The sequence below is a fragment of the Allobosea sp. genome, from assembly GCF_030695125.1.
GTDB lineage: Bacteria > Pseudomonadota > Alphaproteobacteria > Rhizobiales > Beijerinckiaceae > Allobosea.
Genome location: NZ_JAUYTP010000016.1, coordinates 27,357 through 53,802 on the forward strand (window position 1 = coordinate 27,357; position 26,446 = coordinate 53,802).

At 67.9% G+C, this 26,446-nt stretch carries 21 protein-coding genes; 19 read left to right on the forward strand and 2 right to left on the reverse strand.

Annotated features, from left to right (window positions below):
* Positions 1–2 precede the first annotated feature (2 nt).
* From Q8S38_RS03570 to Q8S38_RS03630, 13 genes are all read left to right on the forward strand, one after another.
* A complete protein-coding gene (locus Q8S38_RS03570; protein ID WP_305679053.1) occupies positions 3–1,061 on the forward strand; it encodes a LacI family DNA-binding transcriptional regulator in 1,059 nt (352 codons plus the stop codon).
* Between the two features lie 233 nt (positions 1,062–1,294).
* On the forward strand, positions 1,295–2,233 hold the full coding sequence (locus Q8S38_RS03575; protein WP_305679054.1) for an ABC transporter permease: 939 nt from the start codon (positions 1,295–1,297) through the stop codon (positions 2,231–2,233).
* Positions 2,230–3,123 carry an ABC transporter permease gene (locus tag Q8S38_RS03580; RefSeq protein WP_305679055.1) on the forward strand — a complete coding sequence of 298 codons (894 nt, stop codon included), beginning with the start codon at positions 2,230–2,232 and terminating at the stop codon, positions 3,121–3,123. Before Q8S38_RS03575 ends, Q8S38_RS03580 begins: the two co-directional genes overlap by 4 nt.
* Positions 3,124–3,206: 83 nt before the next feature.
* Positions 3,207–4,766 (forward strand): ABC transporter substrate-binding protein, encoded by a 1,560-nt coding sequence (locus Q8S38_RS03585; protein ID WP_305679056.1) that lies wholly within the window; start codon positions 3,207–3,209, stop codon positions 4,764–4,766.
* Position 4,767: 1 nt separating this feature from the next.
* Entirely contained in the window at positions 4,768–5,703 is a 936-nt protein-coding gene (locus Q8S38_RS03590) for a metallophosphoesterase family protein (protein ID WP_305679057.1), read from the forward strand.
* Between the two features lie 287 nt (positions 5,704–5,990).
* Complete coding sequence (locus tag Q8S38_RS03595; protein ID WP_305679364.1) at positions 5,991–6,812, forward strand: sugar phosphate isomerase/epimerase family protein; 822 nt, start codon at positions 5,991–5,993, stop codon at positions 6,810–6,812.
* A gap of 145 nt (positions 6,813–6,957) precedes the next feature.
* Positions 6,958–8,592: an ABC transporter substrate-binding protein gene (locus Q8S38_RS03600; RefSeq protein ID WP_305679058.1), complete on the forward strand. Its 1,635-nt coding sequence runs from the start codon at positions 6,958–6,960 to the stop codon at positions 8,590–8,592.
* Between the two features lie 13 nt (positions 8,593–8,605).
* Positions 8,606–9,601, forward strand: coding sequence for an ABC transporter ATP-binding protein (locus tag Q8S38_RS03605; RefSeq protein WP_305679059.1), 996 nt, complete (start codon positions 8,606–8,608; stop codon positions 9,599–9,601).
* Positions 9,598–10,599 (forward strand): ABC transporter ATP-binding protein, encoded by a 1,002-nt coding sequence (locus tag Q8S38_RS03610; protein WP_305679060.1) that lies wholly within the window; start codon positions 9,598–9,600, stop codon positions 10,597–10,599. The genes Q8S38_RS03605 and Q8S38_RS03610 overlap by 4 nt, the downstream gene beginning before the upstream one ends.
* Complete coding sequence (locus Q8S38_RS03615) at positions 10,599–11,531, forward strand: ABC transporter permease (protein ID WP_305679061.1); 933 nt, start codon at positions 10,599–10,601, stop codon at positions 11,529–11,531. Before Q8S38_RS03610 ends, Q8S38_RS03615 begins: the two co-directional genes overlap by 1 nt.
* A complete protein-coding gene (locus Q8S38_RS03620) occupies positions 11,528–12,403 on the forward strand; it encodes an ABC transporter permease (protein ID WP_371125823.1) in 876 nt (291 codons plus the stop codon). The genes Q8S38_RS03615 and Q8S38_RS03620 overlap by 4 nt, the downstream gene beginning before the upstream one ends.
* A 4-nt stretch (positions 12,404–12,407) precedes the next feature.
* Positions 12,408–13,880, forward strand: coding sequence for an alkaline phosphatase family protein (locus Q8S38_RS03625; protein ID WP_305679062.1), 1,473 nt, complete (start codon positions 12,408–12,410; stop codon positions 13,878–13,880).
* A 264-nt stretch (positions 13,881–14,144) separates the two neighbouring features.
* Positions 14,145–15,002: a MurR/RpiR family transcriptional regulator gene (locus tag Q8S38_RS03630; protein WP_305679063.1), complete on the forward strand. Its 858-nt coding sequence runs from the start codon at positions 14,145–14,147 to the stop codon at positions 15,000–15,002.
* A gap of 143 nt (positions 15,003–15,145) precedes the next feature.
* Here Q8S38_RS03630 and Q8S38_RS03635 read toward each other — a convergent pair whose 3' ends face one another.
* On the reverse strand, positions 15,146–16,045 hold the full coding sequence (locus tag Q8S38_RS03635; protein WP_305679064.1) for a tetratricopeptide repeat protein: 900 nt from the start codon (positions 16,043–16,045) through the stop codon (positions 15,146–15,148).
* 115 nt (positions 16,046–16,160) lie between these two features.
* Between Q8S38_RS03635 and Q8S38_RS03640 the strand changes: the two genes are divergently transcribed.
* The 4 genes from Q8S38_RS03640 to Q8S38_RS03655 all read left to right on the forward strand — a co-directional run bounded on the left by Q8S38_RS03640 (position 16,161) and on the right by Q8S38_RS03655 (position 19,639).
* Positions 16,161–17,546, forward strand: coding sequence for a leucyl aminopeptidase family protein (locus Q8S38_RS03640; RefSeq protein ID WP_305679065.1), 1,386 nt, complete (start codon positions 16,161–16,163; stop codon positions 17,544–17,546).
* A gap of 81 nt (positions 17,547–17,627) precedes the next feature.
* The gene (locus tag Q8S38_RS03645) at positions 17,628–17,981 is read left to right on the forward strand and encodes a MarR family winged helix-turn-helix transcriptional regulator (protein ID WP_305679066.1); all 354 of its coding nucleotides are present in this window, start codon (positions 17,628–17,630) and stop codon (positions 17,979–17,981) included.
* Positions 17,982–18,045: 64 nt separating this feature from the next.
* Positions 18,046–18,750: an META domain-containing protein gene (locus Q8S38_RS03650; RefSeq protein ID WP_305679067.1), complete on the forward strand. Its 705-nt coding sequence runs from the start codon at positions 18,046–18,048 to the stop codon at positions 18,748–18,750.
* A gap of 16 nt (positions 18,751–18,766) precedes the next feature.
* Positions 18,767–19,639 carry a C40 family peptidase gene (locus Q8S38_RS03655; RefSeq protein ID WP_305679068.1) on the forward strand — a complete coding sequence of 291 codons (873 nt, stop codon included), beginning with the start codon at positions 18,767–18,769 and terminating at the stop codon, positions 19,637–19,639.
* Here Q8S38_RS03655 and mutS read toward each other — a convergent pair.
* Positions 19,636–22,287 carry a DNA mismatch repair protein MutS gene (gene mutS, locus Q8S38_RS03660; protein WP_305679366.1) on the reverse strand — a complete coding sequence of 884 codons (2,652 nt, stop codon included), beginning with the start codon at positions 22,285–22,287 and terminating at the stop codon, positions 19,636–19,638. The genes Q8S38_RS03655 and mutS overlap by 4 nt on opposite strands.
* Before the next feature lie 287 nt (positions 22,288–22,574).
* Between mutS and Q8S38_RS03665 the strand changes: the two genes are divergently transcribed.
* Together Q8S38_RS03665 and Q8S38_RS03670 are read left to right on the forward strand one after the other, a co-directional pair.
* Positions 22,575–24,398: a methyl-accepting chemotaxis protein gene (locus tag Q8S38_RS03665; protein WP_305679069.1), complete on the forward strand. Its 1,824-nt coding sequence runs from the start codon at positions 22,575–22,577 to the stop codon at positions 24,396–24,398.
* An 86-nt stretch (positions 24,399–24,484) separates the two neighbouring features.
* Positions 24,485–26,317 carry a methyl-accepting chemotaxis protein gene (locus tag Q8S38_RS03670; protein ID WP_305679070.1) on the forward strand — a complete coding sequence of 611 codons (1,833 nt, stop codon included), beginning with the start codon at positions 24,485–24,487 and terminating at the stop codon, positions 26,315–26,317.
* Positions 26,318–26,446 lie beyond the last annotated feature (129 nt).

Below are 26,446 nucleotides of genomic sequence, written 5' to 3' on the forward strand. Positions count from 1 at the left end.
CGATGAGCATAGACCCCGCCGAAGCCCGGCCCCAGCGTCGCCGCTCGACCCGGATCGACGATGTCGCGCAGCAGGCCGGCGTCTCGACCGCGACGGTGGACCGTGTCTTGAACGGACGCCCCGGCGTGCGGGCCGTCACGGTCCAGCGCGTGCTGAAGGCGGCGGGCGAGATCGGTTACGTCATCGACGAGGCGCAGCCCGCGAGCGCGTTGCGGCCCTGGCGGCTGGCCTTCCTGTTGCCGGCCGGCAGCAACCGCTTTCTCGGCATGCTCGGCCGGTTGATCGGCGGCTCGCAGGCGCAGCTGGCGTCCTTCAACATGCGGGCGCGGGTGGACACCATCGAGAGTTTCAAGCCCGAACTGCTGGCGCAGCACCTCAAGAAAATCGGGCGAGAGGTCGATGGCATCGCCTTCATGGCCCTCGAGCATCCGACGGTGCGCGAGGCGGTCGACTCGCTGGCCGAGCGCGGTGTCCCCGCAGTCACGCTGATCTCCGACATCGCCAACACGAGGCGCGTGGCCTATGTCGGGCTCGACAACCGCTCGGCGGGGCGAACTGCCGGCTACCTGATCGCCCGCTTCATCGGCGCCCGGCCCGCCAAGGTTGCGATGATCGCCGGCAGCCTGAGCTACCGGGCTCATGAAGAGCGCGAGATGGGCTTCCTGCATCTGTTCGAGGATCTGTTTCCCGCGATCCAGGTCGTCGGCCTGCGCGAAGGGCATGACGAGGAGGCCAGGAACTACCGGCAGACCAAGACGCTGCTGGCGCAGCACCCCGATCTCGCCGGCATCTACAATATCGGCGGCGGACCGGAGGGGATTGCGCGGGCGCTGAAGGAGGCAGGGCGGCAGCATGAGGTCGTCTTCGTCGGCCACGGCCTGACGCCCGACACGCGCAGCCTCCTGATCGAAGGGGCGATGGACGCCGTGATCACCCAGAATCCGCAGGCCGCGATGATGGATTGCGTCTCCATCTTCGCCAATCTGCGTGCCGGCCGGCTCGCGACGCAGGGCATCGAGCGGCCGCGAACGGAGATCGTCCTCCGGGAAAACCTTCCCTAGCGACGGGATACCGCTCTCGCGGGTGGCGACCGCGGCAGCATTGCGCCTCGGCCGGCCCGTGCAGCCAGGACGTGCCGTCCAGACGTCGCGCTCACCGACGGATGGGCTGGCCTTGCGGCTGTCACGTCGCTGACACCTGGCGGCCCTAGGCGACTGAGGATTCTGCAATCCAGCAGGGGACAGACAGTGGCCCCGCTCCGAGGCGAAGGTCACCGGTCGCGGATGGGAACGGCATGCTGAACTTCATCGTCCGGCGGATGATGCGGGCATTTCTGACGCTCGCCATCTGCGTCACGGCCGTGTTCGTCGTCCTGCGGCTGGCCGGCGACCCGACCGATATTCTCCTGCCCGACGATACCACACCCGAGGTTAAGGCCGAGTATCGCGAGCGCTGGGGCATCGATCGACCGATTGCGGAGCAGTACGCCCGCTTCCTGCTTGCCGTGACACGCGGCGATCTCGGGGTGTCGTTCGCGGATGGCCGTTCGGCCGCCATCGTCGTGGCCGAGGCCATTCCCAACACGTTGCTCCTGGCCGCCGCGGCGCTCTGCCTGGCGCTGATCATCGGCATTCCGCTGGGGATGCTGGCCGCGCTGAAGCATAATTCGGCGCTGGACCGGATCGTCATGTCCATCGCCGTGCTGGGCTTTTCGATCCCGACCTTCTTTCTCGGCATCCTGCTGATCCTGCTGTTTGCCCTGACTTTGCGCTGGCTTCCATCGTCGGGTACGGAAACGTGGTGGCATCTGGTCATGCCGACGCTGACGCTCGCGGCGGGCCTGCTCGGCAAGATCGCGCGCTTTACCCGCACGGCGATGCTCGAGGTCCTGGGCCAGAGTTTCGTGCGGACGGCACGCGCCAAGGGCGTTCCGCGGCTGCCCGTGCTGCTGCGCCACGTCTTTCCCAATGCGGCGGTGCCGCTGCTGATGTTTCTGGGGATCGAAACCGGCCTGCTGTTTGCCGGCGCCGCCGTCACCGAGACGATCTTCGCCTGGCCCGGCGTCGGCCGCCTGCTGGTGTCGTCGGCCGGCGTGCGCGATCTGGCGGTGATTCAGACCGCGATCCTGTTCGTCGCGGGCGTCATCATCGTCTCGAACCTGGCCGTCGACATCATCCACGCTTTGATCGACCCGCGCATCGATGTGCTGGGCGCCAAGGGCCAGGCCTCATGAGCGCCACCGAGCCTCTGATGGGCCGCACCGACGCGGCCGGCGCGCGTCCAGCACCCACGCGCGCCATGCCGTTCAGCATCCGGCTGGCGCTCGGGTTCCTGATGCTGATGGTCGTCGTGTCGCTGCTCGCGCCCGTGATCGCGCCTTATGATTTTGCCACGCAGAACCTCGCCCGCCGCCTCCGCCCGCCGGTGTTCTGGGGCGGGGACTGGGCCTATGTGCTGGGCACGGACCATCTCGGGCGCGATATTCTCAGCCGCATGATCTACGGAATCCGGACCTCGATCGCGATCGCGCTGGCGGGAACGCTGATCGGCGCGGCGATCGGAACCGTGCTGGGCTACGTCGCCGCCCGCCGCAGAGGCTGGCTCGACGATGTCATCATGATGATGGTGGATGTGCAGGCGGCCCTGCCGGCTTTCTTCATCGCCATCGCCTTCATCGCCCTGGTCGGGTCGAACCTGCTGATCTTCGTCGTGCTGGTCAGTCTCGAAGGCTGGGAGCGCTATACCCGTCTCGTGCGCGGCCTCGTGATCTCCGAGCAAGCGGCCCTCTATGTGCGGGCGGTGAAGGCGCTGGGGGCGACGACCAATCGCGTCAACCTGAGGCATGTCCTGCCCAATATCGCCGCCTCGCTGGTGGTGCAGATGACGATCACCTTTCCCTGGGTGATCCTGCTGGAGACCACGCTGTCCTTCCTGGGTCTCGGCGTGCAGCCGCCCGGCACATCGCTCGGCCAGATGCTGGGCGCGGGCCGCAACTACCTCCTGCAAGCCTGGTGGATCGCGGTGTGCCCCGGCCTGGTGATCTTCCTCACGACGCTGTCCGTCAGCCTGTTCGGGGACTGGCTGCGCGACCGGCTCGACCCGACGCTCGACAGTCCCGCCTGATCAAATCCTGAGTTTTATTCAATACGTCATGGCCGTGTCGCATGCGCGCAATAGCCGTCAGAAGCCGTTTTGGAGGGTTCGCCATGTCGCTCAATCGCCGTCGTTTCGTTCAGGGCGCCGTTGCCGCACCGTTCGTCGTCACCACCCCGCATGCCTTTGCGCAGACCGACAGGCGCCCCGCCCTGACGGTGGCCGTCGCCGAATTGCCCAAGGTTCTCGAGCCGGCGATGGAGCTGAACAATGTCGGCACGCGCGTCACCTATTCCGTCTTCGACACGGTGATCCGGCGCGACTTCAAGAGCCAGCCGGGCGGTGGCGGCTCGAAACTGCTGCCGCATCTCGCCTTGTCCTGGGAGCGCGAGAATCCGCGTTCGCTGGTGGTGAAATTCCGGCCGGACGTGAAGTTCCACAATGGCGACGAGATGACCGCCGAGGATGTCGCCTACACCTTCCGGGACGGCCGTCTCTGGGGTGACAAGGCCGAGATCCCGGGCGGTCGCCCGTTCTTCGGGACGCTCGAGGCCGTCGAGGCGATCGACCGGCACACCGTGCGGTTCAAGACGCGTGCGCCCGATGTGCTGATGGAGCAGCGACTCGCCTCCTGGTGCTCCTGGATCGTCAACAAGCGCCATTACGAGCAGGTCGGCCTCGACGGCTTCGGCAAGAACCCGGTGGGGACCGGCCCCTTCCGGTTCTCCCGCATGCGCGCCAACGAGTTCATGGAGTTCGAGGCCTTCGACGGCTACTGGATGGGCCGCCCCAACGCGCGGCGCGTCACCTTCCGCGAAGTGCCGGAATTGTCGACCCGCATCGCCGGCCTCGTCTCCGGCGAGTTCGACCTGATCACCAACGTGCCGCCGGACCAGATCCAGGTCATGTCGAGCTACAAGGATGTCGAGGCGCGCTCGGTCGTGCTGGCCAACAGCCATCTGCTGACCTTCGATGCGCGCGGCGCCGGCACCTCGGACAAGCGCATCCGGCAGGCCCTGGCGGTCGCTATCGACCGGCAGAAGCTGGTCGATGCGCTGTGGCTGGGCAAGGCGGTGATCCCGCCCTCGCACAACTATCCCGAATATGGCGAGATGTTCCTCGAAGGGCGTGGTCTCCCCTTCAACCCCGACCGGGCCCGCACGCTGCTGCGCGAAGCCGGCTACAAGGGCGAGCCGATCACCTATCGCACCATGCCGAACTACTACACCGGCGCGCTCGATGCCGCGCAGATCATCGTCGAGATGTGGAAGGCGGTCGGCATCGACGCGCGCCTGCAGGTGGTCGAGAACTTCGCCCAGATGCAGGGCCCCGGTCAGCAGGTCGGCAACACCTCGAACTCGACCCGCTTCCCGGATCCGCTTGGCGCGATCTGGCCGAGCTGGGGCCCGGCCTCGGCCTTCCAGACCACCAAGGCCTTTGCCGAGGCGGATGCCGCCCCCTTCAACACGGCCGGTCGCGCCCTGCTCGGCGAGACCGATCCGCTCAAGCGCAAGGCGCTGTTTGCCCAGATGCTCGACGTTTATGAGGACGCCTGCCCCGGCACGATCCTATACCAGCCGCTGGAAACCTACGGCGTGAAGAAGAAGGTCAATTGGACGCCCTACAGCTTCTTCTTCATGGATTTGCGCGCCGACAATCTGAGCTTCGCCTGAGATGAACGAAGCCAACGGCGCCGACCGCCCCCTTCGCGTCGTCCAGGTTTCGGACACGCATCTGTCGGAAACCCACGCCTATTTCATCGACAATTTCGATGTCTTCGTCGACGAGATGCAGGCGCTGCAGCCTGATCTGATCGTCCACACCGGCGACATCTCGTTCAACGGGCCGTTGCGGCCGGCCGATCTCGGCTTCGCGAAAGCGCAGCTCGACCGCCTGCCGGCACCGGTGCTGACGCTGGCGGGCAACCACGACATCGGCGAGGCCCCGCCCTTCTCGCGGCTCGACCAGCCGATCGACACGGCGCGCATGGCAGCCTGGACGACGGCGGTGGGCCCGATGTGGTGGAGCCACGATCTCGGGAGCTGGCGGCTCATCGGGCTCGATAGCGCTGTGATGGCGTCGGGCCTGGCGGAGGAGGCGACGCAGTTGGCCTTCCTGCGCACGCAGCTCGCCTCGCGCGGCACCCGCCAGGCGATGGTGTTCATGCATATGCCGCCCTTCGAGACCGACCCGAAGGACGAGCGCCCGACCACCTCATGCGTGCCTCATCCGGCGCGGCGGGCGCTGCTGGAAACCTGTCGCGATGCGGGCGTCAAGGTGATCGCCTGCGGTCATCTGCACGTCTATCGCCGCATCCGCTATCAAGGCATGGGCATCGTCTGGGCTCCGCCGACGGCGATGGTCCATTTCGAGCGCCAATGGCGCAAATGGCGGCGCTGGTCGCGGCCGGGCTATCTGGTCTGGACGCTCGACGGCGGCAAGATTCGCCACGAGCTCGTCGAGCCCCGCATGATGATCGCGCAGGATACCTCGCGCTGGACCGAGATTGGCGGCACCACCACCAACATGCCGCCCCGGCCCCTGCGGAGGCACCTCGCTGCGGCCGGCATGACGGGTGAAGAGATCGCGTCGGATTCGGCGTCGCATTGATCCCGGCCTGCGACCCCGGCTGATGCCGTGCGCAGGTGGCTTCGGGCTTCCGGTGGCCAAAATGCGGCGGGCTTGCCGGGGACCGAGATTGGCTTGCTCCGACGGTTGTCGCCCGACTGTTGATAGCCGGCTACGCAGCCCGTTAGAATCGGCTCTTGCTCGTCTATTGAGTGAAGCTGTCATCCCCGCGTCACTGCCTTGTGGATTATTCAAAGCCGTTGCGGCAGCGTCTTTACTGAAGCGCCCGTTCCGATTTCCCCCCGCTACTCTGGACCGTCCCTATGACCATGCATCAGGCCTTGCCCATTCTCGGCGCCGCGCTCCCGCTCGCCGGTCTCCGCCTTCACCGCGACTGGATTCTCGACAAACAGCGCGATGTGGAGGTGCAGGACTTTTTCCTGGCCGACGTCCTGAACGGCGACTGGAAGCCGCTGGCCGACGATGTCCTGAAGGCGCTCGACGGCCATACCGGGCGCTTGGGCATTCACGGGCCGTTCTGGGGCTTCAACATCGCCTCGAAGGACCCCGATGTGCGGGCCATCGTCCACAAGCGCATGCATCAGGGGCTGGATGTCTGCGCCCATCTCGGCGCGACCCAGATGGTGATCCATTCGCCCTACACGACCTGGGACTACAACAACCTCGACGATCACCAGAATGCGCGCCAGCTGACCATCGAACTGACGCATGCCGCGATCGGCGACGCCGTCCGGCGTGCGGCCGACATGGGCGTCGTGCTCGTCATCGAGAACATCGAGGACAAGGACGCCCATATCCGCGTCGACCTCGCCCGCTCCTTCGACAGCGAGTTCGTCCGCGTCTCGATCGACACCGGCCACGCCAATTATGCCCATGGCTCGACCGGCGGCCCGCCGGTCGATTACTTCGTTCACGCCGCAGGCGACATGCTCCACCACGTCCATCTCCAGGATACGGATGGCTATGCCGACCGCCACTGGAATCCCGGCGAGGGCAACATCCGCTGGAGTTCCGTCTTCCGCGCGCTCGCGGGGCTGAACAGCAACCCGCGTCTGATCCTCGAAGTCCGCAACAAGGACACCGTCAGGGCCGGCGCCGACCATCTGCTCGCCCTGGGATTGGCGCAGTAATTCCTCAGTCGACCGAGCTTCGTGTCATCCGACTGTTGTCCTGACTGAATATAACTCAGTCCATGGCGCTGGGAGCCCGGTCTGTGGATCGGGCGCCTTCCCGACGCAGCCCGGCAGCGGTGTTTCACGAGACGGAGAGACGGTCATGGTGGCTTTCACGCGACGCAAGACATTGCAGTTCGGCGCAGCGACACTGGGCGCATCCGCCCTGCCGCAATTCGCCATCGGCCAGTCGGACAACCGCCCGTCGATCACCATTGCCGTGCAGAAGATCGTCAACTCCAACACGCTCGATGTCCTGCGCGAGCAGTCCAATGTCGGCGAGCGCATCTTCTTCACCTCGCTCTGGGAGCCGCTGATCGGCAAGGACTGGCTCGGCAATCTGATGCCGCGCCCGGGTCTCGCCACCGAGTGGAAGCGCATCGACGACCAGACCGTCGAGCTCAAGCTGCGACAGGGCGTGAAGTTCCACAACGGTGCCGAACTGACGGCCGAGGATGTCGTCTTCACCTTCTCGCGGGAGCGCATGTTCGGCAACACCGAGGCCAAGAACCGCTCGACCATCAAGGCCTTCGAGACGATCCCGACGCCGCGTCCTGGCAAGGAACTCCCGGCCGAAATTCCTGCCGTGGCGCGTCGGGCCTGGCCCGATCTGCTGCGCGTCGACGCCATCGATAAGTATACCGTCCGCTTCTACAACGCGACGCCGGACGTGACGCTGGAAGGCCGCCTGGCGCGCTATGGCTCCGACATCATGAGCCGCAAGGGCTGGGAAGACGCCGCCAGCTATCTCGACTGGGCCCGCAAGCCGATCACCACCGGCCCCTACAAGGTGGCCGAGTTCCGGCCCGACAATTCGCTCACGCTCGAGGCCCATGACGAATACTGGGGCGGCCGGCCGCCGCTCAAGCGCATCCGCTTCGTCGAGGTGCCGGAAGTGCCGAGCCGTATCGCCGGCCTGCTCTCCGGCCAGTACCAGTTCGCCTGCGACATCCCGCCGGACCAGATCAGCGACATCGAGAAGAACGCCGGCTTCGAGGTGCAGGGCGGCACCATCCTCAATCACCGCCTGACGGTGTTCGACAAGAACCATGCCCAGCTGCAGAACCCGCTGGTGCGGCGCGCCTTCACCCACGCCATCGACCGGCAGGCCATCGTCGACTCGCTCTGGGCGGGGCGGACCAAGGTGCCCGCCGGCCTGCAGTGGGAGTATTACGGCGACATGTTCCACGCCGACTGGACGGTCCCGGAATACAACCCGAAGCTGGCCGCCGACCTGCTGAAGCAGGCCGGCTACAAGGGCGATCCGATCCCCTATCGCCTGCTGAACAACTACTACACCAACCAGAACGCCACCGCGCAGGTTCTCACCGAGATGTGGCGCTCGGTCGGCCTCAACGTGCAGATCAACTCGGTCGAGAACTGGTCGCAGATCATGCAGCGCAACGACAGCCGTGCGGTGCGCGACTGGTCGAACTCCGCCCCCTTCAGCGATCCGGTGTCGTCGATCGTCAACCAGCACGGCCCCAACGGCCAGCAGCAGCAGATCGGCGAGTGGACCAACACCGAAATGAACCAGCTCTGCGAGGTTCTGGAGACCTCGACCGACCGGGCCCGCCGCCGCACCGCCTTCCGCCGCATGCTGGAGATCTGCGAGCGCGAGGACCCCGCCTATACGGTGCTGCACCAGAATGCGACCTTCACCGCCAAGTCGAAGGCCCTGCAATGGAAGGCCTCGCCGGCCTTCGCCATGGACTTCCGGCCCGGCAATTATGTTTGAGGCGGGCGCAACCATGGCCCCCGCCACGCGCCTCACCCTGTCGGGTCTGACGGTCCGCTTCGATGGCGTGACCGTGCTGCACGGCATCGATCTCTCGATCGGCAAGGGCGAGGCGCTGGGCCTCGTCGGCGAGTCGGGCTCCGGCAAGTCCGTGACCTGGCTTGCGGCGCTCGGCCTCTTGCCCGGCAAGGCGCAGATCTCCGGCAGCGCCAGGCTCGATGATCTGGAACTGGTGGGCGCCAAGCCCGCTGCACTCGACAAGGTGCGCGGCGGCCGCGTCGCCATGATCTTCCAGGACCCGACCAGCGCGCTTAATCCCGTGCTCAAGGTCGGCACGCAGATCGGCGAGGCTTTGTCGCTGCACCGCGGGCTGTCCGGTCGTGCGATCAAGGCCGAGGCCAAGCGGCTGTTCGATCTCGTCGGCATTCCCGATGCGGAACGGCGCCTCTCCGCCTATCCGCACGAGTTCTCCGGCGGGCAGAACCAGCGCGTCATGATCGCGATGGCGCTGGCCGGCGAGCCCGACATCCTGGTGGCCGACGAGCCGACCACGGCGCTCGACGTGACCATCCAGGCGCAGATCCTCGATCTGATCAACACGGTGCGCCGCGAGATGGGCATGGCGCTGGTGCTGATCAGCCACGACCTCGGCGTCATCGCCGAAACCTGCGACCGCGTCGCGGTGATGTATGCCGGGCGCATCGTCGAGGAAGCGCCGGCTGCCGAACTCTTCGCCGCGCCCCATCACCCCTATGCGCAGGGTCTCCTGAACTCGCTGCCGCCGCTCGGTGGCGCGCGTCGCAAGCTGGTCTCGATTCCCGGTGTGGTGCCCGATCCGCGCGCGCTGCCAAAGGGCTGCGCCTTCGCACCGCGTTGCACGCAGGCGGCCGAGATCTGCCGGGAGACGCTGCCCGCTCTGCGTAACGCCGCAACCGGCAGGCGCGTGGCCTGCGTGTTCGAGCCGGAGGTTCCGGCTCCCACGGTCGAGCGCGAGCTTGAGCTGGCATGAGCGAAGCCCTTCTCACCGCCACGGATCTGTCGCGGACCTATGGTTCGCGGCGGGGCCTGTTTGGCGCGATCACCCAGGTTCGCGCGGTCAACCGCGTCAGCTTCAGCATCGCCGCCGGCGAGACGCTCGGCATCGTCGGCGAGTCCGGTTCCGGCAAGTCCACTATGGGCCGCATGGCGCTCGGCCTCGAGGCTCCCGACGAAGGCGAGGTCCGCTTTGCCGGCCAGCCAATGCCGGCCTCGGGCTCGCCCGCCTGGCGGGCGCAGCGCGCGCGCATGCAGATGATCTATCAGGACCCGCTCGGCGCGCTCGACCGCCGCCTGCCGGTCATCGTCCAGGTTCAGGAGCCGCTCGACATCCACAAGATCGGCGAACCGGCCCGGCGCCTTCCGCTGGCGCAGGAGATGCTCGCCCGCGTCGGGCTGTCGGCCGAACAGATGACCCGCTATCCGCACGAATTGTCCGGCGGCCAGCGCCAGCGCGTCGTGCTGGCGCGCGCCTTGATGACCAGGCCGGACTTCCTGGTCTGCGACGAGCCCGTCTCGGCGCTCGACGTGTCGATCCAGGCGCAGGTGGTCAATCTTCTCGTCGATCTGCAGGCCGAATTTGGGCTCGCCATGCTGTTCATCAGCCATGATCTGCGCGTGGTGCGGCAGGTCTCCAACCGCGTGGCGGTGATGTATCTCGGCGATTTCGTCGAGGAGGGCGATGCGGATGATCTGTTCGCCGCGCCGCTGCACCCCTATACGCGCGCCCTCGTCTCGGCGGCGCCGGTCACAAAGCGCAGCAGTGGTCATGCCCGCATCGTGCTGACGGGCGAGCCGCCGAACCCAGCCAACCGGCCCGGCGGCTGCAGCTTCCATCCCCGCTGTCCGCTGGCCATCGATCGTTGCAAGCGGGAAGCCCCCGTGCTGCGATCCGTCGAACAGGGCTTTGGCCGCCGTGTCGCCTGCCATCTGGTCGAACCGTCCAGCACGATGATGGGCAAGGCTGCGTGATGCTGCGCTATTTCGCCATCCGGTTCGGCCGCGCCATGATCACCATCGCGCTGGTGGTGACCTTCGCCTTCATCGTGCTGCGCCTGTCGGGCGATCCGGCGCAGATCATCCTCGGCCCCGAGGCGCCGCCCGAAGCGATCGCCGCCTTCCGGGCGGCCTGGGGTCTCGATGATCCGCTCTGGCTTCAGTATTTCCACTATTTCGGGGCGATCGCGCAGGGCGAGCTCGGCCGCTCGATGCGCGACGGCCGCTCCGCGATCGAACTGGTGGCGGAGCGCATTCCGGTGACGCTGGCGCTGACGCTGCCGGCGCTCGCCATCAAGCTGTGCGTCGGCGTTCCCGCCGGCATCTACGCCGCCCTGCATCGCGGCAGCCTAGCCGACCGTCTGGTGATGATGCTCTCGGTGGCGGGCTTCACCATCCCCAGTTTCGTGCTCGGCCTGACGCTCGTGCTGGTCTTCGCGGTCAAGCTTGGCTGGCTGCCGTCGGGCGGCCAGGACAGCTGGCGCCATGCGATCCTGCCCGTGCTGACGCTCGGCATCGGCGGAGCGGCAGTGCTCGCGCGCTTCACCCGCAGCGCCATGCTCGAAGTGCTCGGCCAGCCCTTCATTCGCACGGCCAGCGCCAAGGGCGTGCCGTGGCGCGACGTCATCATCGGTCACGCCCTGCCCAATGCCGCGATCCCGACCGTGACGATCATCGGCTTCATGATCGGCACGCTGATCGCCGGGGCTGTCGTGGTCGAGAGCGTGTTCTCCTGGCCCGGTGTCGGCAGGCTGCTGGTCGTTGCGGTTTCGAACCGCGATCTGGCGGTGGTGCAGTGCATCCTGCTTCTGGTCGCCGCCACGATGGTGAGCTCCAACCTCATCGTCGATTTTCTCTACGGCTTCCTCGATCCGCGCCTGCGGCAGACGGTGGGAAAAGCGGCATGAGTGATCAGGCGCTCTCCCCCGCCACCGCGAGCCATCCCGCGCTTGGCCGTCGCTGGCCGGGCCAGGACATGCCGCTCCTGGTCAAGATCGCGCTTCTCTGGCTGATCGCGATGGTCCTCGTCGCCATCGTCGCGCCGCTGATCAGCCCCTTCGTCTACACCGCGCCGAACCTGCGCAACCGGCTCGTGCCGCCGGGGACGCTGCCCCATATCCTGGGCACCGACGAACTCGGCCGGGACGTGCTCTCGCGGTTGCTGATCTCGATCCGCATCTCGCTGCTGATCGCCTTCGGCGCCTCGATCATCTCCGCGGTGCTGGGGACGACGCTCGGCTTCCTCGCCGCCTATTTCCGGGGCCTGGTCGAGCAGATCGTTCTCATGCTGGCAGATTTCCAGGCCTCGATGCCCTTCCTGATCCTGGCCCTGTCGGTGCTGGCCTTCTTCGGCAATTCGCTGGCGCTGCTGATCGGCCTGATGGGTCTGTTCGGCTGGGAGCGCTATGCCCGCATCTCGCGCGGACTGGCCATCTCCGCCAGCGCGCAGGGCTACGCCTCGGCCTGCCGCCAGCTCGGCGCCTCGCCGATCCGTGTCTATCTGCGCCACATCCTGCCCAATATCGCCTCGACGCTGATCGTCTCGATGACGCTGGTCTTCCCCGAGGTGATCCTGCTGGAAAGCGGCCTGTCCTTTCTCGGGCTCGGCGTGCAGCCGCCGATGACGAGCCTCGGCAACATGGTTGGGTATGGCCGCGAATACATCACGCGCGCGCCCTGGATCATGCTCGCGCCGGCGCTGACCATCGTGTTCACCACGCTGGCGGTCTCGGTGCTCGGCGACTGGCTGCGCGACAAGCTCGATCCAACCTTGAGATAGCACCATGCAAAAAGCGTCACGGGTCGTTGTGGTGGTGTTCGACGGGCTGAGGCCCGACATGGTGACGCCGGAGCGCATGCCCAATCTGGCGGCCTTCGCCGGCGAGGGCGCCTGGTTCCGGGAGGCGCGCTCGGTGTTCCCGTCGATGACGCGGGTGGCGACCTCCTCGATCTCCACGGGCGCGCCGCCGGCGCTGCATGGCATCGTCGGCAACAGCTTCTATTTCCCCGCGGTTTCCCCCGATTTCGTGCTCGACACCTCGCTGGCTGCCGACCTCGCTCTCGCCGAAGAGCGCCTCAATGGGCCGTTGATCGCTCTGGAAACGCTTGGCGACCGGTTGGCGGCACAGGGCAAGAGCTTTGCCGTGGTCCATTCCGGTTCGGCTGGTTCGACCTATGCGATCAATCCGCGCGCGGCCGCCCATGGCCACTGGACGTTCTCGGTCATGGGCTCCGAGGCCACGCGGACGCCGCATGCCGTCGACGAGGTGGTGGAGCGCTTCGGGCCGCTGCCTGCGCGCACCCTCCCGCGCTTCGAGGAGACGGAGTACGTCACGCGGGTCTTCGTCGAGCATGTGCTCGGCGGCATGGACCCGGATGTCGCGCTGATCTGGTTCAACGAGCCCGACACGTCGTTTCACTACAAGTTCCTGGCCTCCCAGGACACAACCGCGATCATTACGGAAGTCGATGCCGCGTTCGGGCGCATCCGCGCGGCCATCGAAGCCCGGTCGGACGCCGACGACATCGCCATCATCGTCGCCTCCGATCACGGCCAGATTTCCAGCTCGGCTATAGCCGACATCGCCGGCCTGCTCGGCGAGGCCGGCCACAAGGCGGCGCGCGCCTCGGCCCGGGCGATCAACGGCGCCGCCGTCACGGTGACGGGCGGCAACATGGGCGAAATACGGATGGTCGACGGCGATATGGACCGGCGCGACCAGATCGCGCGCTGGCTCATGCAGCGCGACGAGATCGGCATGGTGTTCACGCCGTCGGACGATCCCGTGCAGGGAGCGGTCGACGGCACCTTCTCGACCGCGCTCGTCGGCCTCGACCATGCGCGGCAGCCGGAACTCGTCTATGTGCTGCGCTCCGACACCAGCATCGACCCTCACGGCCTGCCGGGCCTCGGCCTGATCACGGGCGGCGTTCCGGTCGGCGGCGGCATGCATGGCGGCCTCAACCGGCATGAGCTCAATACGGTGCTGATCCTGGGCGGCGCCGCGCGTGGCGGCGCCCCCGGCGCGACGCAGGCCCCCTCCGGCATCGTCGATATCGCGCCGACGATCCTCGATCTCCTCGGGCTCGCCGCGCCGGCGAGCATGCGCGGCGCCAGCCTGATGAGGGCCGATATTCGCCATCACGCCGCCAAGACCGAGACCTTCGAGGCAGGCACCGGCGGCTTTCGGCAGCAGCTGAGCATCACGCGGCGCGGCGAGCACCTGTTCCCGGTCCATGGCGGCCGGCTCGGCTGAGCTTGCCCGAAGGTTCGATCGCGGGCCGCAGGGCCGGCTCGACGATTTCCCCCCGTTGCGCATAGTCATGGCCGCCTCGTCGGCTCGACCATCACCACCGGCTGTGAGATGAGCAGGGTGATAAAGCTCTGTTTGCGCCGCGAATCCGTCCGTGATTCGATCGTCGGCACCCGGATCGAGCCCTCGGGTGCCAGGAGCGTTCCGACTGCAAGGGGGTATCGGGTTGGACGGGTGGCGACACCGTCATCTGCGGAAAGGGAAGAGATGGACTTCGTGCTGGCGCGGCTGAAAGCATCCCTGCTCGAGATGCCGCCGGCGGCCAGGCGCATCGCCACTGTCATGACGACCGCGCCGGAGAAGGTGATCCGGATGTCCGTCAGCGAGCTGGCGGGCATCGCCGAAGTCAGCGAGGGAAGTGTCATCGGCCTGTGCCAGCAGGTGATCGGAAAGGGCTTTCCCGAACTCAAGATCGCGATCGCCCAGGAAATCGCGGCGGGTCAGTCTCTGTTGCACGAGGATGTCGTGGCGACGGACGATTCCGCCACGATCGCCCGCAAGATCGGCTCCAGCCATGCTCTGGCGATCGAGGATACGCTCAAGGTGCTCGATCCCGCGGCCGTCGACCGCGCGGTGGGCTTCATGGCCGCAGCCAGCCGGCTGGAGTTTTTCGGCGTCGGCACCGCCGCGCCGATCGCCGACGACGCCGCCTCCCGTTTTCTGAGGCTCGGCATCCCGACGAAATCCGTCACCGATTCGCACAATCAGGCGGTCAGCGCAGCCTTCACGGGACCCGGTGTCGCGACCATCACGATCAGCCATTCGGGCCGGACGCGGGAGACGATCGCCTCGACCCGGATCGCGCGTCAGTCCGGCGCCCGGACGATCTGCATCACCAACTATGGCAAGTCGCCGCTGCAGCAGCATTGCGACGTCGTTTTGTATACCGCCGCCCAGGAAACCAAGTACCGGATGGAGGCCCTCTCCAGCCGCATCGCGCAGATGGTGGTCATCGACGTGCTCTATGCGCGCCTGGCGACCGAACGCTGGTCCCAGGCGCTCGATGCGATCAAGCTGTCCTACGACATCCTCTCGACCAAAAGGACCGACAGCGCGCTGGACTAGGGGTTTCGCCGCGCTCGCCCCGATGCCTCGGCGACCGAACGCTCACAGGTCGTGAGGGCGGCCGGCTCGGCCATCGTGAGGTTGACGCAAAGACCATGGCGCGCGGCGCGGGCCAAGATGCCGCGATGGGCCCAGGTCGGCGTCTAGCCCTGGGGCGTCGCTGACGGCGCCTGCGCCTGGGTTGGCGCGGCCTTGGGCTTGGGCTTGGCGCCGCCCGTCTTGAGCATGTCCCAGCTGTTGGTCTGGCTCACGCTGCGCTTGAGATAGGCGATCGTCGCCGCGGCTTCCGCCGGATTCTGGTCCTGGCGCGCGAGGGCTTCGGCTTCGGCGAAACGGCCCTGCAGGCCGAGCACGAGCACGAGGTTCTGGCGCACCCGGGCATCGCCCTTGCCGGTGGAGACCGCCTCGCGCAGCACCCGCTCGGCCTCCGGCAGCTGCTTGGACAGAGCCAGCGACAGGCCGAGATTGGACAGCACGGTCGCCTCGCCGGGCGCGATCTTGAGCGCCGCCTGGTAGATCTGCTGCGCCCGGGCATGCTCGCCGAGCTGGTCGGCCACGGTGCCTTGGGCCGAAAGGATCCGCCAATCGGGCCGCTCCGGCGAATGCGCCCGCGAGAGCACGTCGTCGGCCTCCTTGAGCCGGCCGTTGTCGGCGAGCGAGCGGCCATAGGCGCCGAGCAGTTCGCGGTCATTGGAATGGGTCAGCACGGCACTCTGCAGGATCGCCAGAGTCTGGGCGTTCTGGTCGAGCGCGCGCAGGGCGCGGGCATAGTAGAACGCCGCGTCGCGGTCCTTCGGGTTGGCCTCGTAGCGCTTGCTCCAGCGTTCGCTCTCGGCGTGCCAGTCGGCTGCGGTCCGCGGCTGCGCGGCGCTGCGGCCGATCGAGCCGGTCACGTCGCCGATTCCGCCGCTGCTCTGGCAGCCGGCCAGAGCGAGGGAGGCGAGGCCGATCGCCAGGCCCAGCACCGGGCGCGAGAGCCGGCGCAGGGGCGCCGGGGGGTGACGGCGCGGCGGGAACATGGAAGACAGATGACTGGACAACATGGGTCTCGCCGCCTCGCCACGATTGGCAGATGTGGTTGCTGTGGTGATAAAACGTTAACCCTAACGCATCCTTAACCGGCCCCCGCTGGCCTCTCCCATCAGGGATCCGATCCTCGTGAACAGCCTTCTCGTTGCAGCGTCTCCGGCCGCGATCCCCGTCCATTGCGTCACGAAAGCCGGTCTGCCGGTTGTTCTCGCCGGTCTACCGCTGGAAGCGCGCCGCTTCGCCGAGGCGCAGGGCTTTACAGCCGGGCCCGGGCAGCATGTCGTCCTGCCCGACGCGTCGGGTGCGGTCGCCGCCGTGCTGCTGGGCGTCGAGGGCGCCGATGCGCGCCGGCGCGACCCCTTCGCGCCGGGGCGGCTGGCGGCCCTGCTGCCGGCCGGCGATTATGTGCTGAGCGGCGAGATGGGCGATCCCGACCTCGCTGCGCTCGGCTGGCTGCTCCAGGGCTATCGTTTCGAGCGCTACCGCAAGCCCGCCCCCGCCACCGCGCGCCTGGTTCTGCCCGAGGGCATGGACGGCGAGGATCTGCTCCGCATGGCCGGCTCCGTCGCGCTCGCCCGCGATCTCGTCAACACGCCGGCCAACGACATGGGGCCCGCCGAGATCGAGGCGGCGATCCGCGCGCTGGGGGACGAGGCCGGCGCTGTGGTCACCGCCATCGTCGGCGACGACCTCATTGCCCGCAATTTCCCGATGATCCATGCGGTCGGCCGCGCCTCGCCGCGTGCCCCGCGGCTGATCGACCTGGTCTGGGGCGATCCGGCCCATCCCAAGGTCACGCTGGTCGGGAAGGGCGTCGCCTTCGACACGGGCGGGCTCGACCTCAAGCCCTCCGCCGGCATGCTGCTGATGAAGAAGGACATGGGCGGAGCGGCCGCCGCCATCGCCGCGGCACGCATGATCATGCTGGCGGAGCTGCCGGTGCGGCTGCGCCTGCTCGTGCCGGCAGTCGAGAACGCGGTATCGGGTTCGTCCTTCCGCCCCGGCGACGTGCTGCTCAGCCGCAAGGGCTTGTCCGTCGAGATCGGCAACACCGATGCGGAGGGGCGCCTGATCCTGGCCGACGCCCTGGCGCTGGCCGATGAGGAGGCGCCCGAACTCCTGATCGACTACGCCACCCTGACCGGCGCCGCCCGGACCGCGCTGGGGCCGGAGCTGCCGCCCTTCTACACCCATGACGACGGGCTCGCCTCCGAGATCATGCGGCTCGGGCAGGCGGTCAACGACCCCGTCTGGCGCATGCCGCTCTGGTCGCCTTACGAGCGGATGCTCGATTCCCGCATCGCCGATCTCAACCATGTCTCGGGCGGCAGCTTCGCCGGTTCCGTGACGGCGGCGCTCTTCCTCAACCGCTTCGTCGAGAAGACCGATTCCTACGCCCATTTCGACATCTATGCCTGGAACCCCTCCCCGAAGCCCGGACGGCCGGAAGGTGGCGAATGCCAGGCGGCGCGGCTGACCTATGCGCTGGTCAGGCAGCTCTACCCGCTCGGTTAAGGCTGTCGCGAGAAGGCGATTGCGCCGGCCGGGCCGCGCGATAATGATACGGACCCGTAACGATCGGGACCGCACGCGCTCATGCCTCTGGAGATCAGGCCCTCTCAGGCGCTCAGATTATGGCGCCAGGTCCATCTCGATCTCGTGCGGGACGGGCAGTCCGACCTGTCGGCGCGCCAGACCGCCATCCTGCTGACGATCTATCTGGAGCTGCCGCCGCACACGGTGCGCGGTCTGGCGGCGCAACTGGGCGTCACCAAGCCGGTCATCACCCGGGCTCTGGACAGCATGGGCAAGCTCGGCCTCGTGACGCGCAAGCGCGACGAGTTCGACCGCCGCAACGTCGTGATCCAGCGCACGGTCGCCGGTGCGCTCGCGGTGGAGCGACTGGCGGATCTCGTGGTCGAGCGCGCCCGGGAGATCGGCGGCGGCTGAACGGGCTCGGGTGACGGAAGGGGGGCGTTGCGCTTATGCTCGCCACCTGCGTCGGGGAATCATCATGGTCTGGACACGCCGCCTCGGCCCATTCGCCGGTTTCCTCGCTCTCGTCCTGAGCCAGGGTGCACTGGCGGCCCCGCTCGGCGCCCCGCCCTATACCGCGCGCGGTCAGGAGCCGGGCTGGCGACTGTCCATCACGCAGGACATCATCGCCCTGGAGATGGCGAGCGGCGAACGTTTGCAGGCGCCAACGCCAAGGGCGCGAAGGAACGGCGGACGCGCGCGCTACGACGTCGTTTTCGAAGGGCGCCCGGCCAGGATCGCGATCGAGCGCCGTCTCTGCCGCGACACGATGAGCGGGATGCCGCATCCCGACACCGTCGCGATCCTGCAACGTCAGCCGGTCCTGCGGGGCTGTGGCGGCGAACCGCGTGATCTTCTCACTGTTGGCGCATGGCGCATCACGCACGTGGCCGGTCGGCGCGTGCTCGGCAAGACCCGGCCGACACTGGAGTTTCTCGCCGATGGCGGGCTTGCCGGCGACGGGTCGTGCAACCGCTTCCGGACATCCTACACGCTGACCGGTGAAGGTCTCACGCTGGGTCCCGCCGCGGCGACGATGATGGCCTGCGACCCTGCGGTCATGGCGCAGGAGCAGGTTCTGCTGCGCCGGCTTGAAGGCGTCCGCAGCTTCGACATTCGCCGCGACGGCGCCCTCGTCCTCAACGGCAAGGACGGAGCGGCGCTGGTGGCGCGCCGCCCCTGAGATGGATCCCCGACACATGAACACGACGCTCGACCGCCGGCTCACGCCGTCTCGCCCCGATCTGGCGGCCCGCCATCTGGAAGGCCTCGTCGAGGCGCGCGCCTTTGTCGATCCCGTTGCGATGCGGGTCGCCGCCCCTTTTGCGCCCGTGCGTCGCGAGCCGCGCCCCGATGCGCCGCTCGATACCGAGGCGCTCTGCGGCGAGGCGGTCGACGTCTATGAGCGGTTCGAGGGCTGGGCCTGGGTCCAGCTCCGTTCGGACGGCTATGTCGGCTATGTTCCCGACGACGCCCTGCGTGCCGATTCCCTTGCTCCGACCCACCGGGTCAGCGCCCTGCGGACCTTCGTCTATCCCGGCCCCTCGATGAAGCTGCCGCCCTTGGCGGCACTCTCGCTGGGGGCGGGCGTGACGGTGACGGGCGAGTCCGGCGAGTTCGCCACCCTGTCGGAGTTCGGCCGCTATGCCACCGGCTACGTCTTCGCCGGCCATGTAGCGTCGTTGGCGACGCCCGCGCCCGATTTCGTCGGCGTCGCCGAGCAGTTCCTGAACGTGCCCTATCTCTGGGGCGGCAAGACCAGCCTCGGCCTTGACTGTTCCGGCCTGACGCAGCTCGCTTTGGCGGCGGCCGGAATCGCCTCGCCACGCGATTCCGACATGCTGGAGAAGGCGATCGGCCAGCCCGTGACCTTTGACGACAGCCTGCGCGGCCTGCAGCGCGGCGATCTCGTCTTCTGGAAAGGCCATGTCGGCATCCTCACCGACCCGGACACCCTGCTCCACGCCACCGCCTATTCAATGACCGTGATGAGTGAGCCGCTGCGCACCGCCCGCGATCGCATCCAGGCCAAGAGCTTCGGCGCGATCACGAGCATCCGGCGGATCGGCTAACCCAGCCCCTTCAGCCGATAAAGCGCCTCCAGCGCCTCGCGCGGCGTCATCTCGTCGAGATCGAGTCCGCCCAGCGCCAGCCGCAGCGGATCTTCGGCCGGCTGGGCCGGTGCCGGCGCTGCCCGCCGTTGCGGGGCGGCAAACAGCGGCAGATCGTCGACGAGCGAGGCGGCGGGCTTCTCGCGCTCGCTCTTCTCCAACTCGCTCAGGATCGCCCGCGCTCGCTCGACCACGGCCGGAGGCAGCCCGGCGAGCTTGGCGACCTGGATGCCGTAGGATCGGTCCGCGGCGCCCGGCACGACCTCATGCAGGAAGATGACCTCGCCGTTCCATTCGGTGACGCGCACGGTCGCGTTGCTGACGCGCGCCAGCCGGTCGCCGAGCGCGGTCAGCTCGTGATAATGCGTCGCAAACAGCCCCCGGCAGCGATTGACCTCGTGCAGATGCTCGATCGCCGCCCAGGCGATCGAGAGGCCGTCGAAGGTCGCGGTTCCCCGCCCGATCTCGTCGAGGATGACGAGCGCGCGCGGGCCGGCCTGGTTGAGGATCGCGGCGGTCTCGACCATCTCGACCATGAAGGTCGAGCGGCCCCGCGCCAGATCGTCGGCGGCGCCGACGCGCGAGAACAGCCGGTCGACAATGCCGATATGGGCGCTCGCCGCCGGCACGAAGGCGCCCATCTGTGCGAGCACCGCGATCAGCGCGTTCTGGCGCAGGAAGGTCGATTTACCGGCCATGTTGGGGCCGGTGATCAGGCAGATGCGGCCGCCCTTCGCGGCGGGATCGGGCGGCGAAAGCTCGGTCTCGTTGGCGACGAAGGGCTTGCCGTCGCGCTTCAACGCCGCCTCGACGACGGGGTGGCGGCCCGCCTGGATGGTGAAGGCCTCGCTGGCGTCTATCAGCGGTCGGCACCAGCCCTCGCGTGCGGCGAGTTCGGCCAGCCCCGCCGCGACATCGATCTCGGCAAGCGCGGCCGCAGCCCGCTTGATCGGCTCGCCATGGGCCAGCACGGCCTCGCTCAGGGCGGCGAAGATGCCAAGCTCGAGCTTGAGCGCGCGGTCGGCGGCCGACGCGATCTTCGCCTCAAGCCCGCCGAGCTCGACGGAGGAGAAGCGCATCGCGTCCGACATCGTCTGGCGATGCACGAAGACCGCCCGCCAGGGCTCCTTCAGGAAATCCTCGCCGATGGCCTGGGGCACCTCGACGAAATAGCCCAGCATCGAATTGTGCTTGATCCGCAGCGTGCGGCAGCCGGTCTCGGCGGCGTAGCGCGCCTGCAACTGCGCGATCACCTTGCGCGAATCGACCTGGAGCAGCCGCAACTCGTCGAGCGCGGGATCGTGGCCCTCGCGCACGAAGCGCCCGTCGCGCCGGTTGAGCGGCAATTCGTCGGCGAGCGTTGCCTCGAGCCGGGTCGGCAGGTCGGGGTCGATCTCGGACAGGGCGCGCGAGGCTTTGGCGAGCTCGGCGGGCAATGCAGCCCGGCCCAGCAGCATAGCGACGATGGCGCGGGCGGCAGTGAGGCCTGCGCCCAGCGCCGCGAGGTCGCGCGGCCCGCCGCGGTCGAGCGAGAGCCGTGCCAGCGCCCGCGCGATATCGGGCACCTTGGCGAGCATGGCCTGCAGGTCTTCGCGCAGCGCGCCGTCGGCGACCAGCGCCTCGACGGCGTCATGGCGCTGCGCGATCGCCTGCGGATCGGTGAGCGGGCCCGCCAGGCGTTCCGCCAGCAGCCGCGCCCCGCCCGGCGTCACCGTGCGGTCGATCGCCGCCAGAAGGCTGCCGCCGCGCTCGCCCGCCAAGGTCCGCGTCAACTCGAGATTGGCCCGGGTCGCGGCATCGATCAGCATCGTGTCGGAGCCGGCATCGCGCACCGGTGGCGACAGCGGCGGGCGGGCGCCGAACTGCGTGCGCTCGACATAGGCGAGCGCGGCGCCGGCCGCGGCGACCTCGGCCCGGCTGAAGCTGCCGAAGGCGTCGAGCGTGGCGACGCCGAAGAACGCCTGCAGCCGGCGCTCGGCGGAGGCCGCATCCAGCCCCTCGCGCGCCAGCGGCGTCACCGGCACGCCCACCTCGCGCCAGAACGCCTTCAGCTCCGGATCGTCATGAATCGCATCGGGGCAGACGATCTCGCGCGGTTCAAGCCGGGCGAACTCGATCGCGAGCCGCTCCTGGGGCGCCTCCATCACGCTGAAGCGCCCGGTCGAGATGTCGATCGCGGCGATGCCGTAGAGCGCGCTCGCATCGCCGAGCTTTCGCCTGGACACGGCGACCAGCAGGCTGGCGCGGCCGGGTTCGAGCAGGCGCTCCTCGGTGATGGTGCCTGGCGTGACCAGACGCACCACGTCGCGCCGCACCACGGATTTCGGCCCGCGCTTCTTCGCCTCGGCGGGGTCCTCGATCTGCTCGCAGACCGCGACGCGGTGGCCCGCCGCGATCAGCCTCTGGAGATAGTCGTCGGCGCGATCCACCGGCACGCCGCACATCGGGATGTCGTCGCCCTGGTGCCTGCCGCGTTTGGTCAGCACGATTCCCAGCGTGCGCGAGGCGATCTCGGCATCCGCGAAGAACAACTCGTAGAAATCGCCCATCCTGTAGAACAGCAGGCAATCGGGATTGGCGGCTTTGATCTCGACATATTGCGCCATCATCGGCGTGACGCGGGCCGTTTCCTCACGGGCGGCCACGGCTGTGACGGGTTGATCGGCCTGATCGGGGAGAGCGGGGCTGGCTGTTTGCATCGTCCCAAAACGCTAGCGTTTTGAGGCCGCCTTGGAAACCATTGCGCCTGTGCCCGTGGGTCCTATGGGCTTTTTGATGTGGATGCGGCCAACCGATCCCAGACTGCAACAAGGTTCAGGATTCGTTAGCAGCAATCGAAGTAGATCAGGGAGACGCCGTCTTCAGCCGCAGCAGGCAAGGCCATATGCTACTGGAATTGACCAGAGGTCTCGGTTACCTGATCGTCGCTGCGGTGCTTGTCCCGCTGGCGACGCAGCGCCTGGGTGAACATCACACGCTTCGCCAGATCGTCATCGGGTTGGTGTTCGCCGCCGGCGGTTCTGCCAGCATGTTCGATCCGATCATCGTGCAGCCCGGCATTCTGCTCGACTTCCGCAATTTTGCCGCCGTTTTCGCGGGCCCTCTGGGCGGTCCCGTCGCAGCGGTCGTCTCCGCTGCGGGCATGGCCGCCGTCAGGATCTACATCGGTGGCGCTGGGGCGGAAGCCGGGGTCGTCGGCCTCGTCCTGTGCTCGGCCATCGGGGTCGCCGTGTCGATTTGGCTCCGGCGCTCGGGGCGAGTCCTGACGATCGGCGGTTTCGTCGGCTTGAGCCTCGTCGCCGCCTGGATGCCGGTCGCCATGATTGTGGCCTATGTCCCGTTTCCCAGGGCCTGGGATCTGATCGTGGCCATTTCCGGCCCGTCCGCGACCGCCGTCAATGTCCTGGGCTCGCTATTGATCGGGTTCATCATCAAGAGTGATCACGAGCGGGTTGAGGCGATGCTGCGGCTGGAAGCCTGCACCGCCAACATGCCAGGCGTCCTCTACCAGAAGATCCTCAAGCCCGACGGCACGATCCACCACAAGCTGGCCAATTCCCGGATCGAGGAGTTTCTCGACGTCACGCGTGAGGAGGTCGAGCGCGATCCGGAGAGCTGGCTGCGCTGGATGCTGCCGGAAGACCGTGAGTTTCTGGCCAAGGCCAATGCCAAGGCCGCCGCCGAGCGGACCCTGAAGCCCTGGCGCTTCGAAGCCCGGCACCGGCGCGATGACGGCTCCCTCGTCTGGCTGCGGACGGATGCCGCACCGCGTCGGTTGACGGATGGCTCGATCTGCTGGGATGGCATCATGACGGATGTCACCGCGGAGCGCACCCTTGCCGAGCGGCAGCAGGCGCTCGACGACGATCGCAAGCTCGCGCTCGAGGATCTTGCCACGCAGCTCGAGGTGACCGTCGGCAAGGCCTTGCAGGAGGTCGCGACCTCCGTTCGCGATATGCATGAGGCCGCCAACGCGATGGCCGGCAGCGCCCACAACACGGCGCTGCGCGCCGGCGAGGTCACGCGCGAAGCCGACGTAGCCTCGCGTCGCGTCGGCAGCGTCGCGGTCGCGGCCGAGGAAATCGAGGCGTCGATCCGCGAACTGACCCGCCAGACCGCACATGCCGACCAGACCGTGCGCGCGGCGGCGAGCTACGTCCGCACCACCCGCCGCGACGTCGCCGGACTGGGCGAAGCCGCCGACAAGGTCAGCTCCGTCCTCGATTTCATCGAGGACATCGCATCGCGTACCAATCTGCTGGCGCTGAATGCCACGATCGAGGCGGCGCGCGCCGGAGCCGCCGGACGCGGCTTTGCGGTGGTGGCCGGCGAGGTCAAGAATCTCGCCGAACAGACCCAGAAGGCGACGCGCGACATCGCGACGACATTGCAGGACATCCGTGGCGCAGCCGCGACGGCGTCCGACGCAGTCGCTCACATCGAGGGCACGATGACGACGATCGAGCAGACGTCGGGGGCCATCGCGGGGGTCGTCAGCCGCCAGGCCGACATCGCCTCGACGATCACCGTGGATGCGCAGGCCGTCGCCGGCAGCACGAGCGCCGTCACCGCCAGCGTCGGATCGGTGGCCGACGAGGTTTCCGTGACCGGCAGTGCGGCTGAACGGGTCCTCGATGTCGCCCGCAGGGTCGACGAGCAGACGGTTTCGCTCGATCGCTATGTCGGCGAGTTCGTCGGCAGTCTGCGCCGCCGCCTCTGAGCCAGCCCGTGCCAATGGGGCGTCGTTAGGAGACCGTTCAGCAATCGCGCCGATGGTTAGGGTATCGTTACCCGGACATTTTCCCGATGCTGCTGATCGTCGCTCTCATCGAGAGCCTCTCCTTCATCCTGCTGGCGGCGCTCGCGGTCACCGTGGTGACGCCCCTGCTCGAACGCCACGCCGTCGCATACCGATTGACGGTCGGCCTGCTGTTCACCGGGGCGGGGCTGCTGAGCATGGCCAATCCCTTTATGCTCGAACCCGGCGTCACAGTGAGTTCACGCAACGTCGCGTCCCTGCTGGCGGCGGCCTTCGGGGGGCCGGTGGCCGCCGTGGTCGTGTCGGGTGGTCTCGGGATCGCGCGCTATGCCAATGGCGGCAGCGGGATGGCCATGGGTATCGCGGGCATCCTGCTCAGCGCTGCGCTGGGACTGGGCATCTTCCTGCGCAAGCCCATAAGCGAACGCACGGCGTCCAGACAGGATGTTCCGCTAGTGGCGCTGGCCGCCGGCGTCGTCCTGCTGCCGCCTCTGCTCTTCCTGCCCAGCTGGGACCTGATCTGGCAGATGCTGTCCCAGGCCTTGCCCTCGACCCTGGTCGTCAACGTGCTGGGCGCCACGATGGCCGCGCTGATCATCGTCATCGACGCTGAACGCCGTGAAATATCCTATCGCTTCAGAACGCTGGCGGAGCGTGTGCCCGGCACGCTCTATCAGCGCATCCTGCGTCCCGACGGAACGGTCAGCTATCGCTTCGCCTCGTTCCAGCTTGGCGATCTGCTGGGAATCCGGCAGGCGGATGTCGAGCGTGACGCCCGCGTCTGGATCGACAGGATGCTCCCCGAGGACCGGGTCCGTTTCGAGGAGGCCTGCCGGACCGGCTTCGACGAGAAGGACAACTGGCGTCTGCATCTGCGCTATCACGGCAAGGACGGCGCGATCGTTGCCCTGCGCAGCGAAGCCACGCTGCGCAGCCTCCCGGACGGCACCTTGATCTGGGACGGTATCCTGTTCGACGTGACCGACGAACAGACGCTGGAAACACGCCGCGCCGATATCGAGGCCGCACGACGCAGCCAGCTCGACGAACTTGCAGGTCAGCTTGAGGTCACGGTCGGAAAGGCGCTGCAGGACGTCGCCCGTTCGGCCCGCAGCATGTACCAGGCGGCCAGCGCCATGGCCCAGAGCGCCGACAACACCACGAGCCGTGCCGTTGCCGCGACGCGCGAGGCCGAGAGCGCCTCAAGCCGGATCGGCAGCGTCGCCGTGGCGGCCGAGGAGATCGAGGCCTCGATCCGCGAATTGACCCGCCAGACCGAACATGCCGACCAGACCGCGCATGAGGCGGCAAGCTATGTTCGCGAAACCCAGCGCGACGTCGCGGGTCTCAACAGCGCCGCCGACAAGGCGAGCGATGTGCTCGACTTCATCGAGGACATCGCGGCACGCACCAACCTGCTGGCGCTCAATGCGACCATCGAGGCGGCGCGGGCCGGCGCTGCGGGGCGGGGCTTTGCCGTCGTCGCCGCCGAGGTCAAGAACCTTGCCGAGCAGACCCAGAAGGCCACGCGCGACATCGCCGCGACATTGCAGGAAATCCGCCTCGCGGCTGCCACTGCATCCGGCGCGGTTGCGTTCATGGACAAGACCATGAGCGACATGGAAGAGAGCTCCGGTGTGCTCACCCGCGTGGTCAACCGGCAGGCCGACATCGTCTCCACGATTGCCGCCGACGCGCAGGCCGTCGCCGGCAGCGCGATTCTGGTCACGAGCAATGTCGGCGCGGTCGGTGACGAGGCCCGGGTGACCGGGGATGCCGCGCGCCTCGTCGTGGATGCGGCCCGCACGGTCGAGGAGCAGACCGGCCAGCTCGACCAGTATGTCGGCGACTTCGTCGCGGGTGTCCGCCGGCGTCTGTGAACGGCGTCATCTGCGCCGTCGCGGCGCGGCTCGATCCCGCCTGTGCATGAGCGATGATCGACGCGTGCGGCTTGTGGGGGCGCTGGCGCTTGCCTATGGTCCGCGTCCTCCAGGAAACGCCGACAAAAA